The organism is Parafrankia sp. BMG5.11 (genome assembly GCF_004337455.1).
Genome location: NZ_SJXI01000021.1, coordinates 14,589 through 28,303, shown reverse-complemented (window position 1 = coordinate 28,303; position 13,715 = coordinate 14,589). Strand labels below are relative to the sequence as shown.

The window sequence follows — 13,715 nt, the reverse complement described above, 5'->3', positions numbered from 1 at the left end:
AGTGCGGCTCGGCGGGCGGGACCGTCCCCGCCGTGGGGCCCTCCGAGGCCGTCCCCACCGGGGCGAACCGTCGGCTCCGGCGGGTGGGAGGAGACGGCCGGACACCGGCGGGCGGGCCGCGCGGAGAAGGCCGCCGGTTCCCCCTTCGGGCCGCGGACGTGCTGTGTCACCTGCTCGCGGGAGCCCCGACGGGTGTCCGTAGGCGGACACCCCGGCCGGTGCCGCGACCCGCGCCCGAATCCCCCAGCCGGTGGGGCGCCCCCCGGGGCGCGACTGTGCGCGGCGGTCACCCGTGCCGCGCGCGGGCGACGTCCATACCGTTCGGGGCGCCTATGTACAGCGCGGGCCGTATTCAGGTGACCTCCGCCCAGAGATCGGCATGCCGGTGTTGTCGTGGAAACGAGTACACCGGCATCGTGGTGGTATCGCGGCGATCACCCCCGCCGTGCGGCCGACGTCCACACATGAGTGTGTTCCCGGCCCCGGTCGGATGAGGATGGCGCCCCGATGTGAACACTATCGATTAGGTGGACCAGCGGTGCGCGGGGCGTCCCGCGATTTCGTATGGCGCGATAGGCGCCGCGCCTGGACGACCTCCCGATGACACCGACCGGGCACGGATCGACGCGGACGTCTCTCAGCATCACCGATCGGTCACCGGGAGATGAACGGTGTGTTCCGGCGGAGTTCCGGATGTGTGGCCGTGGCCGTTCATTGCGCGGCCGGGTGGTCCGGTCGTGAGCTCCGGCGGAGTCGATGGCCCCCGGTGAACCCGGCCATGGCCGGGTATCCGTCGCCTGTGCGCACCTCGGACGATTGGATCGGTGCATGAGGTCACTCCGGCGGGGCACGAGTGGCGGAGACGGGGGAGCCGACCGCGGCGGGCCGCTCCGGGAGCGCAAGCGCGGGAGGACGGCCATGTGGCGGGAATAACGGCGGGCATGGCTGCGGGCCCGGGCCTCACCGTGGCCGTCATCGGCGTCGGCCGCGCCGGCTCGGCGCTCGGCGCCGCGCTCGCCGCCGCCGGCCACGAGGTTCGCGCCTACTACGTGCGCTCGCCCGCCGGCCGGGAACGGGCCGCCGCGCGCTTCCCGGCGGCCACGGCGTGCGCCACGCCCGAGCAGGCCGCGGCCGCCGCAGAGGTGATCCTGCTCGGCGTGCCCGACGACCTGATCGAGACCGTCGCCGCACAGGCCGCCCCCGGCCTGGCCCGCACCGGTCCGGCGCGGTCCGGCCCGGCCGGCACCGACGCGGCCCGCTCGCCGTCCCCGCTCGTCGCGCACCTGAGCGGACGGCACGGGATCGCCCCGCTCGCGCCGGCCCGCGCCGCCGGGGCGCACCCGGCCGCCATCCACCCGATCATGACGCTCACCGGGACGCCGGCCGACGTCGACCGCCTCGCCGGTGCCACCTTCGGCGTGACGACGGCCCCCGGGGACGAGCCGGCGGCCGCGCTCGTGCGCCGCCTGGTCGCCGACGTGGGCGGGCGCGTGGCGGTCGTCGCCGAGGAGCAGCGGGCGCTCTACCACGCCTCCCTGGTCCTGGGCGGCAACTTCCTGGCGACCCTCGTGACGGCCGCCGGACGGCTGATCGCCGAGGCGGGCGTCCCCGACCCGGCCGGCGCGCTCGGCCCGCTGCTGCGCGTGTCGCTGGAGAACGCGCTGGACGCCGGCGAGGCCGCGATGACCGGCCCGGTCCGGCGCGGGGACGTCGGCACCGTCACAGCGCAGTTGGACAGGCTGGAACGGCGCGACCGCCACCTCGCCGACGCCTACGCCGCGCTCGCCGTCCTCACCGCGGACCGGCTCGAGCAGGCCGGCCTGCTCGAGCCGGCCGCCGCCGCCGCCGTGCGCGCCGGTGCGACGGACGGCCGCGGGTGGGCGTGACCGCTGCCGGGAACAGGGAGCGTCGGCTCCTTCGTTGAAGCGAGTGCGACAGGTCGACAGGACGGATACGCGACAGCCATGCTTCATCGCAGTCTCAACGGGCTGAAGACGGCGCTTCTCCTCGGCGTTCTCTCGGCCGCGATCGTGTGGATCGGGTCGCTCTTCGGCACGAGCGGCCTCGTCATCGCCGTCGTTCTCGCGCTCGCGATGAACGGATTCTCCTACTTCTACTCGGATCGGATCGCCCTGCGAGCGATGCGGGCGTATCCGGTGAGCCAGGTTCAGCAGCCCCGGCTCTACGCGATCGTCCAGGAGCTCGCCACCCGGGCGCGCATGCCGATGCCCAAGCTGTACCTGAGCCCCACATCGTCACCGAACGCCTTCGCGACCGGGCGAAACCCCCGTAACGCGGCCGTGTGCTGCACCGAGGGAATCATGGAGATCATGGATGACCGTGAGCTCCGTGGTGTCCTCGGGCATGAGCTGAGCCATGTCTACAACCGCGACATCCTCATCGCCTCGGTTGCGGGCGCGCTCGCGGGCATCATCGTTTATCTGGCAAACATGCTGCAGTGGTTTGCCATTTTCGGCGGCGGTCGCGACGAGGACGGCCCCGGGGTACTGGAGATGCTGGCCCTCATCGTCGTCGGCCCGATCGCCGCCACGATCATCCAGCTGGCGATCAGCCGGGCCCGCGAGTACCAGGCGGACGAATCCGGGTCGACCCTCACCGGCGACCCGCTCGGCCTGGCCAGCGCCCTGCGCAAGTTGGAGGCCGGCACGGCCGCCAGGCCGCTGCCAGCCAACTCGCGGCTGGGCCCGGCCGCCGCGCTGATGATCGCGAACCCGTTCCGTGGCGGCGGCATCGGCCGGTTCTTCTCGACCCACCCGCCGATCGCCGAGCGGATCGCCCGGTTGGAGCAGCGCGCCAGGATGAACCCGTATCGGTAACCCCACCCAATCCGCCTACTCCGTCCACCCTCAACCCCACCGCCACGGTTCCGCCGGAGGAATCGGCTCCCGGTCGCTTTGCCGGCCGGGAGCGGCGCGCCGGATCGCCTGATTCAGGCCGTGACGTCGGCATTCCCTTCATGGCACCGACCGGATGGGCGCGGCTCCTCGGTGGCGGCCGATGTGGCTTGGCATGGAAGGAACATGCCGGGAACGCGGAGTTCACCACCGCGTCACGACGAGACCCGGGGAAGGCACGCTGAAGCGCTGGATAGCGAGTAGTCTCAAAGCTTCCAGACAGCGGCGGAGCGTACCCCCCAGGTTCCGCCGCACGCACCCCGCCCGAAACCCCCCATCGGGCGGGGTGCACCTATTTCGGACATCTACCGCCGGATGTTCCTAACGCTTTCTGCCGTGCGGCGGCGATCGTGCTTCTTCCCGTGCATACGCCCCGTGAATTGCGGTCCGTCCCGCGGCCCTGCCCGCACCGCCACGGCGCTGGGGGCTGCGGGGCACGCGCTGCGGGGCCGCGGCGCGCTGTGTCCGGGCGGCGTCAGTCCGGGCTGGTCGCCGTCGCCCGCCGGTGTCGGCGGGCGAGGGCGATCACCGGTAGTTGACGAACTGCAGCGGTACGTCGAAGTCCTCGGCCTTGAGAAGCTGGATGACCCGCTGCAGGTCGTCCCGCTTCTTGCCGGTGACCCGGAGCTGGTCGCCCTGGATCTGCGCCTGCACGCCCTTCGGGCCGTCCGCGCGGATCTTCTTGGCGATGGCCTTGGCCTTCTCGTCCGCGATGCCCTGCTGGACGGTCACCGTCAGCTTGTACTCCTTGCCCGACTGCCGCGGCTCGCCGTGCTCGAGCGACTTCAGCGAGATGCCGCGCTTCACGAACTTCTCCTGCAGAACGTCCAGGACGGCCTTCACCCGATCCTCGCTGTTGGCCTGCAGGAGGATCGACTCGCCGGACAGCGCCGCGGAGGCCCCGGTGTCCCGGAAGTCGAAGCGGGTCTTGATCTCTTTCGCCGTCTGGTTGACCGCGTTGTCGATCTCCTGGGTGTCGACCTTGCTGACGATGTCGAAGGACGGATCTGCCACGGGCACGGACCTCCTGGTCAAGTCGTACGGGGCGAGCGCCGGCCCCGTGACGCGGGCCGGGCGCGGGCCGGAGTGTTGGGGGGACCCTCCCCGTCAGTCCACTCGGTGCGACCGGTATGCTTGTTGAACACGGCAGGTTGCCCGAGCGGCCAAAGGGAGCGGTCTGTAAAACCGTCGGCTCAGCCTACGATGGTTCGAATCCATCACCTGCCACCACCCCGGGTTACCCGGGGAACATGCTGCGACACAGGCCCTGGAGAAGAATCCGGGGCCTGTTCCATGTCCCCGACCGGTCCCACCGAGCATGGCTACTGTCGGGGTCCGAGCTCAGGGCACGCCGACACGCCCTACGACGGTCGAGCGGCGTGCGTAAGGCGGCGTGCAGCCCGACCTGGGCCACGGCTGCCTGGCTCGGGACTCCGTGGGTCTGTGCGGTCAGGGCCGACCGGCCGGTCTGGGCTGGGAGACATGCACCAAACGGACGTCACCAGTGCTCACGGCGGACCGCCCGGGGCTGCCCCGGCCTGCAGGGACCGATCAGGTGCGTGCGGATCTGTAGAGAAGAGCGGATCCGTAGAGAAGACTGGCGGTGGGGGCGTCCGCTGGGAAGAAGGTCTCGACCGCGAGCTCCGAGACGGTCACGTCGGTGGGCGTGCCGAAAACGGTGGTGGTGGTGAAGAGCGAGAGCTCGCCCCGGGGTGACCGGTAGCGCACCGGGGTGACTATGCCGTTCGCCGTCCAGGGTTCGGCCGGGCGTCCCGCACGGCCACGCTCGCCGCCGTCGGCAGCCCCATCTGCGACGCGGTCGGGCACGGGGTACGCGCTGAGCTCGGTGTGGAGGTCCCGGAGGACCTGGTCACCGGTCGCGTCGGCCTGCCGGGCCAGCCGGTCGAGCAGGTGTGCCCTCCACTCCGGAAGGTTCAGGATGCGCGGGGCCATGCCTTCGGGGTGCAGGCTGAGCCGGAGCACGTTGACGGGGGGCTCCAGCAGCCGTGCGGCCGCGCCCGCGGTGAACAGGTCGATCGCGTCGTTCGCGGCGACGAGCTCCCAGTGCCGGTCGATGACCGCCGCGGGCAGCGGCCCGAGGCCGGTGAGCACCCGGTCGATCGCCGCGCTCACCGCGGACATCGGCGGCGAGGCGAGATCGCTCTCGGAGTAGGCCGGTGCGTAGCCTCCGGCCAGCAGCAGCTGGTTGCGTTCCCGGAGCGGGACGTCGAGATGCCCGGACAGCGAGATGATCATCTCGCTTGTCGGTCGGGACCGCCCGTTCTCCACGAAACTGATGTGGCGCGTCGAGACGTTCGCGCGTTCAGCGAGGTCCAGCTGGGTGAGCCTGCGCCGCTCCCGCCAGCCGCGCAGCAACGCTCCCACCGGCCGACCGGGCTCGCGGGCGAGGCTCATGGCACGACCGTAGGCGCCGCCGCCGTCGTCGGGCCATGACTTCACAGGTAATCGACGGGCCGCACCTCGGGCCGGCAGCATCGGTCCCACCGCCGAAGCGGCCGGGCAGGTCCGCCGCCCGGCAGCCAGATCCGCCGGTGAATCCGACAATGATGAATCCGAGAGTGAGGACACACCGTGGACGACCTCGCGACCCTGGCCCTGAACTACATCGCCGCGTGGAACGAGACCGACCCCGCTCTACGGAGGGCTGCCGTGGCGAAGGCCCTGGCCCCCGGGGCCCGCTATGTCGACCCGATCGCCACGGCCGAGGGCCACGACGCCATCGACACGATGATCGGAGCGGTGCAGGGACAGTTCCCCGGCCTGACGATGACCATGCTGGGGCAGGTCGACGCCCACCACGCCCAGGCCCGCTTCACCTGGGGCCTTGGCCAGCCCGGTGCCGAACCCCTCGTCGTCGGGTTCGACGTGATCGAACGCGGCGCCGACGGCCGCATCACCCAGGTGCTCGGCTTCCTCGACAAGGTGCCCGCGGGGGCCTGATCCGTTACCGCCGGCCCCGACCCGGCCGCACCGCCTCCGCCGTCCGGCCGAAGCCTGCTGGCGGCGCGGTGGCGGGCCGTAGAGTCGGCAGACGTGGCCGACATCGAAGCGCTGGCCGCCCGGGTGCGGGCGGCGTCCCACCTGACCGGGACCTTCCTCCTCCGGTCGGGCCGTACGAGCACCGAGTACTTCGACAAGTATCTGTTCGAGGCCGAGCCGGCGCTGCTCGCCGACATCGTCGAGGCGATGGCGGTGCATCTCCCGCCGAACACAGATCTCCTCGCCGGCCTGGAGCTGGGCGGCGTTCCGCTGGCCACGCTGCTGTCGGCCCGTACCGGCCTGCCGGCCCGGTTCGTCCGCAAGAAGGCGAAGGAGTACGGAACCCGGCGCATCGCCGAGGGCGGCGAGGTCGAGGGTCGGCGGATCGTCCTGGTCGAGGACGTGGTGACCAGTGGCGGGGCCGTGCTCGACGCCACCCGGGTGCTGCGCGAGCAGGGCGCGGTCGTCGAGGACGTCCTGTGCGTCATCGATCGCCAGGAGGGTGGCCGGGAGCGGCTCGCGGAGATCGGCCTGACGCTGCTCCCCACCCTCACCCGCGCCGACCTCGACGCGGCTCGCTAGCACCCGGACAGCCTGACGTCGGACACGCGGGACCGGGATGACTTCGGACGTGGCCGGAGCGTTGTTCGTCTACGGGACGCTGCGCTTCGACGTGGTCGTCGATGCGCTGCTCGGCCGGGTGCCGACCATCACTCCGGCGGCCGTCGGCGGCTGGCGGGCGGCGGCGCTGCCGGGGCGGAGCTACCCGGGCCTGGTCCCCGCACGTCCCGGCGACGTGTGCTCGGGCAGGTGCCTGAGCGGTCTGACCAGGATCGAACGCGAGCTGCTCGACCTCTTCGAGGGCGATCCGTACGAGGCGCGCGAGCTCACCCTGGTCGGCGGTGGTTCGGCGGTCGCCTATCTCTGGCGTGACGTGACCGACGTGCGGACGTCCGACTGGGACCCGGACCGCTTCGCGGCCGAGCACCTGGCCGGATTCGTCCGCCGCTGCCGGCTGTGGCGTGATCAGGTCGTGCCGGGAACGCCGCGGTGACAGATGCGTGGTCAGGTCGTGCCGAGGCCGCCGCGGTGACAGGTCCGCGGCGGCCTCGGCGGTCATACCGTCACCGGATGCCGGCGCCCGAACCCCCGGGGCCGTCCTTCCGGCTCGGGTCCCGGTAGCCGGGGTCGCCCGGCCTGAGGCCCGGCCCGCCCGACCGCTGACCGGGGTCGGGCGGGCCCGCCGGGTAGCCCTCGCCGCGGTCGGTCTGGCCCGGCTGGGAGGCGTAGCCCTGGTCGGAGGTGTAGCCCTGGTCGCGGTCGTAGCCGCCGCCCGCTCCGGCGCGCACCCCGCTGCGAGCCGTCGTGGGCGCGCCGCGGGTCATCCCGGGACGGTCACTCGGGTAGGGCTCGGCGGCGCCGCCACGGCCGCGCGTCTGGTAGGTGGCCAGCGCGTAGATGACGAGGACGTCGATGGCGATGATGATCACCGACCAGATGGGGAAGGCGGCCATGAACGCGAGCTGGCCGATCGCGTTGAGCGCGGCGATGACGATGCCCACCCAGCGGGACAGCTCGTTGCCGGCCGCGATGCCGAACGCGATCCCCATCTGGACGATGCCGACGACGATCCACAGCCAGCCCCAGAAGGTGGTGTTGGCGTAGATCACCCCGGTGCCCGTCGAGGTGGAGTAGAGATTGTCCACGATCACGATGTAGTCGCGTAGTGACGCGATGCCGTAGATGAGGTTGTGGAAACCGACGATGAACATGATGACGGCCGCGAAGATCAGCCAGCCGTCCGTGTTGCGTACCTGCCGCAGATCTGCCATCTGGTCCTCCCGGCTGCACGACGGCGCAGCATGTGACCAAGTGGCCACAGTCCGCCGCACTCGGCGTCAGATACCCCGCGTAGGCCTTCGTCACTCCTCGCGTTCGTTTCGGGGTCGGGGATGTGCGCCGTCAGGCCGGACAGGGGTGGGTGGCGTCAGGGCGCCGCCGCGGGCAGCAGGGTCACCGCGTTCGTCGCGGCCGTCCAGCGCAGCTTGCCGAACTGGAAGGCACTCTCCCGGCCGCCCGGCACCGAGTACTCGTCCGTGATCGGAAGACCCAGGCTGGACGTCGAGCCGCCCAGTTCGAGGTAGCGGCGCAGGATCAGGCCGTGCACCTCGTGCGCCCCGGTCGTCGGGTGCCAGTAGATCCAGCCGCCCTGGAAGATCGCCTGGTGGGCGCCGGGCGCGGCGGCCCACTCGACGTCGCCGAGCGGACGTCCGAGGAAGCTGTTGGTCCCGCCGAGGCCCAGGTACTTCTTCGCGATCTTGCCGTGCAGCACCCGCGGTCCCGTCGCGACGGACCAGTAGATCAGCCCGTTCTTGAAGGGGCGCCAGCGGCCGCCGCCGCCCGCGACGACCTCCGCTTCGGTGGGCGCCCCGAGAGCGAGCTGCAGCAGCCCGGCCGCCGCGTACCGCTTGTCGATCTCGGAGAGGGTGCCGTCGGCGAGCCCGGTCAGCGCGGGGGCGGAGCAGCACACGACGTTCATGTCGACGCTCCCGATGATCCCGGGGACCACGCCAGAGGACGTGTACTGCCACATCGCCCAGCCGGGCCAGCCGCCCGGCAGCCATCCCGGGGTGGACTCGTTGTTGTAGATGGCGAACCAGAACGGGTACCGGGCGAACTCCTTCGTATCGGCCATGCTGTTCGTCCAGAACGACCGGTACGTGTACAGGATGGGCGCCCGGCCGGTCTGGGACTCGATCTCCTCCAGGAAGGCCCGGGTCCAGGCCGCGAGGGCCACCGGATCGAGCCCGCCGGTGGTCTCCAGGTCCAGGACCGGAGCCAGGTGGCCGGCTGTGCGCGTGAGGCCGGTCACAGCCAGGAAGTGCCGGGCCTGGTCGACGGCGGTCGAGATCGGGGCTGCCGGGCGGGCGTAGTGGTAGGCGCCGACGACGAGGCCCGCCTTGCCGGCCGCGTCCCGGTCGCCGACGAAGAACGGATTCGTGTAATTGGTCCCTTCGGTGGCCTTCACGATTGCGAAGGTCATGCCGGCACCCTTGACCGCGTTCCAGTCGATCGGCGCCGACCCGGGGTGCTGCCACGATGCGATGTCGATGCCCTTGGGCCAGGCGGGGGACGGCTCCGTGGACAGGACGGGCTCGGACGTCCCCGGCCCGGGTGCCGGTGTCATGCCCGCCGCCGGCGGGCTGGCCCCAGGCGGCACGGGAGGGGTGGCCCCGGGCGGCGCAGGTGGAGTCGCCCCGGGTGGCACGGGCGCCGGGTCGGGCGCCGGCTCCGAGGGTGTGGCGGATGCCGGTGTCGGTTCCGCGGGTGCGGATGTCTGCGCCGCGGGTGCGGGTGTCGTGGTCGCCGCCGCCCCGTTCGCTGGTGCCTGGGCCGCCGGCGACGGCGTTGGTGCCGCCGCTGCGGACGGTGTGATTTGTGTCGCGGGCGAGGTCTGCGTCGGCGGGGTGATCTGTGTCTGCGGGGTGATCTGCGCCGACGGAGTTGAGACCCCGGACGCCTGCGGCGTGGGCAGCGCGCCCGCGGCCGGCGCGGAGAGCGCGACGGCGGTGACGGCCACCGTGGCCGCGCTGAGGACCCGCGCGGAGAACCGTCCGGCATTGCGCAGGCGCCAGGCGGCCAGCGCCTCGTCGACCGCGACCCGGCCGACTGTCACCCGGCCGACTGCCACCCGGCCGGCAGCGACCCGGTCGACTGCCACCCGGCCGGCAGCCGCGGGCTCGGCCATCACGATCTCGCCGGCCCAGACGACGCCGGGCTGCGCCGCTCCGGCCTGTGTCTCGCCGGCCGCGGGCAGATCGTGAGCGAAGCTGGCGGCTGCCGGAAACGCCACCTTGGCGGTCGCGTTCTGTGGTCTCTTCGGTGACGGTGGCCCCGACACGGGCCGATCCGGGAACGCGGCGCGCAGCGTCGCGTAGGACGTTCCAGGTGGCAGTGAGGTCCCGGCCGGGACAGGTACCCCGGCGAGGGGGAGCGGCCGCGGTGAGGCGGCCGGCTGGCTCTCCCACGGCGCACGCGGGACGATGGGCGCCGCGTCCGGGGTCTGTGGATCTCGGGAGTGACGGTACGTGAGCGGCATGAGCAACCCTCGATGCTGGGAGGCGCGGCGGCGGCTGCGGTAGCACCTGTGAGGCGCGCGTCCACGGCCGAGCAACACGCTAGGCACTCATGCGATTACTTACAGCTATCAGCGGGGGGTGCGTGTCGGGCTCGACGTCACCGTTAGTTCGCCGTGTCGGCCTTCTGGCCGTGTTCGCGGGGTCTGGTCACCCGCCTGCCGTCCGGGTCGATCGGCACGTTCCCGCCGGCCGCGCGTGGATGCGGGCGAGCCGGACGGTCGGCGCCGGGCGGAAGTGTGGGGGGTGCCCGCCACGAAGTCGCCGGAGTCGTGTAACGTGAGTCCCGCGCGAGCACGCCCCTTTAGCTCAGTCGGCAGAGCGTCTCCATGGTAAGGAGAAGGTCTACGGTTCGATTCCGTAAAGGGGCTCAGGCGGTCCGGTATCGGGCAGGATCGTGATCGGCAGTTGGTGGTCTGTCCGCTTATACTGTCAGTCGGATCTTCGCTCGCTGGTGATCCGTCATGGCGGTGTAGCTCAGTCTGGCAGAGCAAGCGGCTCATAATCGCTGTGTCGCCGGTTCAAGTCCGGCCACCGCTACCATCGGGTCGCGGCACACCGTGTCACCCTCCAGGGGTCTGGTGAGTCGCGGCCCCTTGGCCTGTAGAGAATTCGAGACAGGAAGAGGCATCTCGCCGTGGCTGCCACCGACGTTCGTCCGAAGATCACAATGGCGTGTCAGGTGTGCAAGCACCGCAACTACATCACGCGCAAGAACCGGCGGAATGACCCGGACCGTCTCGAGCTGCGCAAGTTCTGCCCGAACTGCCGCACGCACACCGAGCACCGCGAGACGCGCTAGCCCGTCGGCCGACCACGGCTGGCGGGGCGCCGTCGACCGGGCGGGGCGAGCCCCGGCGCAGGCGCGGTGACCGCGACACACGACTTACTCCGGGCGGGTCCGCGACACACGGACCCGCCCGGTTTCGTCATGCCGTCACCGCGCCGTCCCGAGTGGCCGCGCCGTCCGAGTGACGACGCGGCTCCGGTGGCCGCGCCGTCCGGGCGGTGCCGCGGTCCGGGTGGCGATGCTGTCCGCGCGGGCGCGGGCCCGATAGGGTCTCGAACCGGTCTGGTAAGCCCGGGTTCCGGCGACATCGGGATCCGGCAACGTCGAGATCGGAGCGTGCGGTGCCGCTGAACCAGGACTTTGTCGGACGTAGTTACACCTCCGACGTCCCGTTCCAGGTGGGACGTGAGCACATCCGCCAGTTCGCGCGCGCCATCGGCGACGGCAACCCGCTCTTCCACGACGTGGAGGCGGCGAAGGCCGCCGGTCACGCCGACCTGCTCGCCCCGCCGACCTTCCTGGTCACGGCGATCCCGGGCGACCTCGGCCTGCCGACCGACGATCCTGCTCTCGGCCTGGACTACTCCCTCGTCGTCCACGGTGACCAGCGGTTCACCCTGCACCGCCCGGTTGTCGCGGGCGACGAGCTCGTGGTGCGCTCGACGCTGGCGTCCATCCGCTCGGTCGGCCGCAACGAGGTGCTGGTGACGTCCTACGAGTTCACGACGACGAGTGGCGAGCTGGTCGCGGAGGGAACGTGCAGCCTGGTCTCCCGCGGCACCGCGCCGCCTCGTTGACCACTTTCTCGCTGACCACCGCGACGTCGCCGCGCCGCCCCGCTGACGCGGCGTCCCGCCGAGGGTTCGATCGGAGCCGGCATGCCCACCACCGTCACCTATGACGCCGTCGACGTCGGTACCGAGATCGGTGACCGGGTCTTCCCGCTGCGGCGAGCCGATCTGGTGCGCTACGCCGGCGCGTCGGGCGATTTCAACCCGATCCACTGGAACGAGCGGGTGGCCGCCGAGGCCGGGCTCCCCGGTGTGCTCGCGCACGGCATGCTGACGATGGCCACGGCGGGCCGTCTCGTCACCGACTGGGTCGGCGACCCGGCGGCCGTCGTCGAGTACGGCGTGAAGTTCTCCTCACCCGTGGTCGTGCCCGACGACGACGAGGGCGCGCAGATCTCTGTGCGGGGCGTTGTGGAGAAAAAGCTCGACGGCGGGAGGGTCGTGGTTAACCTCACAGTCCGACACGAGGGTGCCAAGGTCCTCATGGCGGCGCGGGCGACCGTCCAGCTTGCCTGACCCCGGCGGCGCCCGGCAGCGTCCCGTGGGGCCCGGTCCCACACCCGGATACCGGCGCGGCGCGGCCCGGCCCCACACGCCGACGGGCCCCGCGGCGGTGTGCCGCGGGGCCCGCTGCCGGCCGTCGTAGCTACGACGGCCGGGTGCACGTCAGTCAGCCGGTGTCCGTCAGCCGGACATCGCCTCGACTCCGGGGTGCGTGGAGGTGGACGGTGCGCTCAGCCGTCCTCAGACGGCTTCGGACAGCAGGGCGCCGAGCCGGCGGACACCTTCGACCAGGTCGGTGTCCCCGAGGGCGTAGGACAGGCGGGCGAAGCGCGGGGTGCCGAAGGCCTCCCCGGGCACGATCGCGACGCCGGCCTCTTCCAGGATGAACTGGCACAGCTCGGCCGAGGTCGCCGGCGTGCGACCGCGCAGCGTCCGGCCGAGCACGCCCTCCAGCGACGGGTAGGCGTAGAAGGCGCCGTCGGGCAGGGGGCACCGCACGCCGGGGATCTGCACGAGCATCTCGTGCATGGTCTTGCGGCGGCGGTCGAAGGCCGTCCGCATCTCGTGGACGGCGTCGAGCGGGCCGGCGACGGCGGCGAGCGCCGCGGCCTGGGCGACGTTCGAGACGTTCGAGGTGGCGTGCGACTGCAGGTTGGTGGCCGCCTTGACGACGTCGAGCGGGCCGATCAGCCAGCCGACCCGCCAGCCGGTCATCGCGTAGGTCTTGGCGACGCCGTTGACGACGACCCAGCGGTCGGCCAGCTCGGGTGCCTCGACGGGCATCGAGGCGAAGCGGGCCTCGCCGTAGACCAGGTGCTCGTAGATCTCGTCGCTGAGCACCCAGATGCCGGCTTCGGCGGCCCAGCGGCCGATCGCGCGGACCTCCTCCGGGGTGTGGACTGCGCCGGTCGGGTTGGAGGGGGAGCAGAACAGCAGGACCTTGGTACGGGGGGTCCGGGCGGCCTCGAGCTGCTCGACGGTGACGCGGTAGCCGGCCTCGGGCCCGGTCACGACGTCGACCGGCACACCGCCGGCGAGGCGGATCGCCTCGGGGTAGGTCGTCCAGTAGGGGGCAGGCAGGAGAACCTCGTCCCCTGGGTCGAGCAGAGTCGCGAACGCCTGGTAGACAGCCTGCTTGCCACCGTTGGTGATGAGGACCTGGCTTGGCTCGACGACCAGGCCGGAGTCGCGCCTGGTCTTCTCCGCGACGGCCTCCCGCAGCTCGGGGAGGCCGGCAGCCGGGGTGTAGCGGTGCATGCGCGGCTCGCGGCACGCCTTCTCCGCGGCGGCGACGATGTGTTCGGGAGTCGGGAAGTCGGGCTCGCCGGCACCGAAGCCGATCACGTCCCGGCCCGCGGCGCGCATCGCCTTGGCGGTCGCGTCGACGGCGAGGGTCGCGGAAGGCGCGATGCCCGCGATGCGGTGGGAGATCCTGCTCATGGCAGCCATGCTGCCACGTGAGTAGGGGATCGGGCTGGCCCGTCCGGCCCCTCCTGGGGCGACCTGCGGACGTCGAAGAGCACCGTGCGGCCGGCATCCGGTCGATGAAGGGGTATGCTCGTTCCGCTCGGCCTGTCAG

Annotated in this window: 13 protein-coding genes and 3 tRNA genes; 11 read left to right on the top strand and 5 right to left on the bottom strand. The window is 72.0% G+C overall.

Annotation, left to right across the window (positions count from 1 at the left end; genetic code table 11):
• Positions 1-920: 920 nt before the first annotated feature.
• Together E0504_RS16425 and htpX are read left to right on the top strand one after the other, a co-directional pair.
• A complete protein-coding gene (locus E0504_RS16425; protein ID WP_235013761.1) occupies positions 921-1,886 on the top strand; it encodes a Rossmann-like and DUF2520 domain-containing protein in 966 nt (321 codons plus the stop codon).
• Between the two features lie 78 nt (positions 1,887-1,964).
• Positions 1,965-2,837 (top strand): zinc metalloprotease HtpX, encoded by an 873-nt coding sequence (gene htpX / locus E0504_RS16420; protein WP_071066162.1) that lies wholly within the window; start codon positions 1,965-1,967, stop codon positions 2,835-2,837.
• 603 nt (positions 2,838-3,440) lie between these two features.
• Here the strand turns inward: htpX and E0504_RS16415 are convergent.
• Positions 3,441-3,929 (bottom strand): YajQ family cyclic di-GMP-binding protein, encoded by a 489-nt coding sequence (locus E0504_RS16415; RefSeq protein ID WP_020463499.1) that lies wholly within the window; start codon positions 3,927-3,929, stop codon positions 3,441-3,443.
• A gap of 131 nt (positions 3,930-4,060) precedes the next feature.
• On the opposite strand from E0504_RS16415, the gene E0504_RS16410 reads away from it, so the two are divergent.
• Positions 4,061-4,145: transfer RNA gene (locus E0504_RS16410), tRNA-Tyr, on the top strand.
• Between the two features lie 321 nt (positions 4,146-4,466).
• Here the strand turns inward: E0504_RS16410 and E0504_RS16405 are convergent.
• The gene (locus tag E0504_RS16405; RefSeq protein ID WP_112105339.1) at positions 4,467-5,330 is read right to left on the bottom strand and encodes a helix-turn-helix domain-containing protein; all 864 of its coding nucleotides are present in this window, start codon (positions 5,328-5,330) and stop codon (positions 4,467-4,469) included.
• A gap of 177 nt (positions 5,331-5,507) precedes the next feature.
• On the opposite strand from E0504_RS16405, the gene E0504_RS16400 reads away from it, so the two are divergent.
• The 3 genes from E0504_RS16400 to E0504_RS16390 all read left to right on the top strand — a co-directional run bounded on the left by E0504_RS16400 (position 5,508) and on the right by E0504_RS16390 (position 6,969).
• Positions 5,508-5,876, top strand: coding sequence for a nuclear transport factor 2 family protein (locus E0504_RS16400; RefSeq protein ID WP_071066161.1), 369 nt, complete (start codon positions 5,508-5,510; stop codon positions 5,874-5,876).
• Between the two features lie 93 nt (positions 5,877-5,969).
• Positions 5,970-6,497 carry an orotate phosphoribosyltransferase gene (gene pyrE, locus E0504_RS16395; protein WP_071066160.1) on the top strand — a complete coding sequence of 176 codons (528 nt, stop codon included), beginning with the start codon at positions 5,970-5,972 and terminating at the stop codon, positions 6,495-6,497.
• A 37-nt stretch (positions 6,498-6,534) separates the two neighbouring features.
• On the top strand, positions 6,535-6,969 hold the full coding sequence (locus tag E0504_RS16390) for a gamma-glutamylcyclotransferase family protein (RefSeq protein ID WP_112105333.1): 435 nt from the start codon (positions 6,535-6,537) through the stop codon (positions 6,967-6,969).
• 70 nt (positions 6,970-7,039) lie between these two features.
• Here the strand turns inward: E0504_RS16390 and E0504_RS16385 are convergent, their stop codons facing one another.
• Both E0504_RS16385 and E0504_RS53475 read right to left on the bottom strand, forming a co-directional pair.
• Positions 7,040-7,747, bottom strand: a complete 708-nt coding sequence (locus tag E0504_RS16385) for a hypothetical protein (RefSeq protein ID WP_112105334.1) — start codon at positions 7,745-7,747, stop codon at positions 7,040-7,042.
• A gap of 155 nt (positions 7,748-7,902) precedes the next feature.
• On the bottom strand, positions 7,903-9,768 hold the full coding sequence (locus tag E0504_RS53475) for a GH25 family lysozyme (RefSeq protein ID WP_306769246.1): 1,866 nt from the start codon (positions 9,766-9,768) through the stop codon (positions 7,903-7,905).
• Between the two features lie 581 nt (positions 9,769-10,349).
• Here E0504_RS53475 and E0504_RS16375 point away from each other — a divergent pair.
• The 5 genes from E0504_RS16375 to E0504_RS16355 all read left to right on the top strand — a co-directional run bounded on the left by E0504_RS16375 (position 10,350) and on the right by E0504_RS16355 (position 12,148).
• Positions 10,350-10,422: transfer RNA gene (locus E0504_RS16375), tRNA-Thr, on the top strand.
• 95 nt (positions 10,423-10,517) lie between these two features.
• A tRNA-Met gene (locus E0504_RS16370) sits at positions 10,518-10,594 on the top strand.
• Positions 10,595-10,688: 94 nt separating this feature from the next.
• On the top strand, positions 10,689-10,853 hold the full coding sequence (rpmG, locus tag E0504_RS16365) for a 50S ribosomal protein L33 (protein WP_006539112.1): 165 nt from the start codon (positions 10,689-10,691) through the stop codon (positions 10,851-10,853).
• A gap of 329 nt (positions 10,854-11,182) precedes the next feature.
• On the top strand, positions 11,183-11,638 hold the full coding sequence (locus E0504_RS16360) for a MaoC family dehydratase N-terminal domain-containing protein (protein WP_112105335.1): 456 nt from the start codon (positions 11,183-11,185) through the stop codon (positions 11,636-11,638).
• A gap of 81 nt (positions 11,639-11,719) precedes the next feature.
• Positions 11,720-12,148 carry a MaoC family dehydratase gene (locus E0504_RS16355; RefSeq protein WP_020463491.1) on the top strand — a complete coding sequence of 143 codons (429 nt, stop codon included), beginning with the start codon at positions 11,720-11,722 and terminating at the stop codon, positions 12,146-12,148.
• A 228-nt stretch (positions 12,149-12,376) separates the two neighbouring features.
• On the opposite strand, the gene E0504_RS16350 is transcribed toward E0504_RS16355, so the two are convergent.
• Positions 12,377-13,585: a pyridoxal phosphate-dependent aminotransferase gene (locus tag E0504_RS16350; protein WP_112105336.1), complete on the bottom strand. Its 1,209-nt coding sequence runs from the start codon at positions 13,583-13,585 to the stop codon at positions 12,377-12,379.
• Between the last annotated feature and the right edge of the window lie 130 nt (positions 13,586-13,715).

Coding starts and splice junctions, on each gene's coding strand:
- E0504_RS16350 (WP_112105336.1), bottom strand. CDS start 13,585: ATGGCTGCCATGAGCAGGATCTCCCACCGCATCGCGGGCATCGCGCCT.
- E0504_RS16390 (WP_112105333.1), top strand. CDS start 6,535: ATGACTTCGGACGTGGCCGGAGCGTTGTTCGTCTACGGGACGCTGCGC.
- E0504_RS16385 (WP_112105334.1), bottom strand. CDS start 7,747: ATGGCAGATCTGCGGCAGGTACGCAACACGGACGGCTGGCTGATCTTC.
- E0504_RS16355 (WP_020463491.1), top strand. CDS start 11,720: ATGCCCACCACCGTCACCTATGACGCCGTCGACGTCGGTACCGAGATC.
- E0504_RS16405 (WP_112105339.1), bottom strand. CDS start 5,330: ATGAGCCTCGCCCGCGAGCCCGGTCGGCCGGTGGGAGCGTTGCTGCGC.
- htpX (WP_071066162.1), top strand. CDS start 1,965: ATGCTTCATCGCAGTCTCAACGGGCTGAAGACGGCGCTTCTCCTCGGC.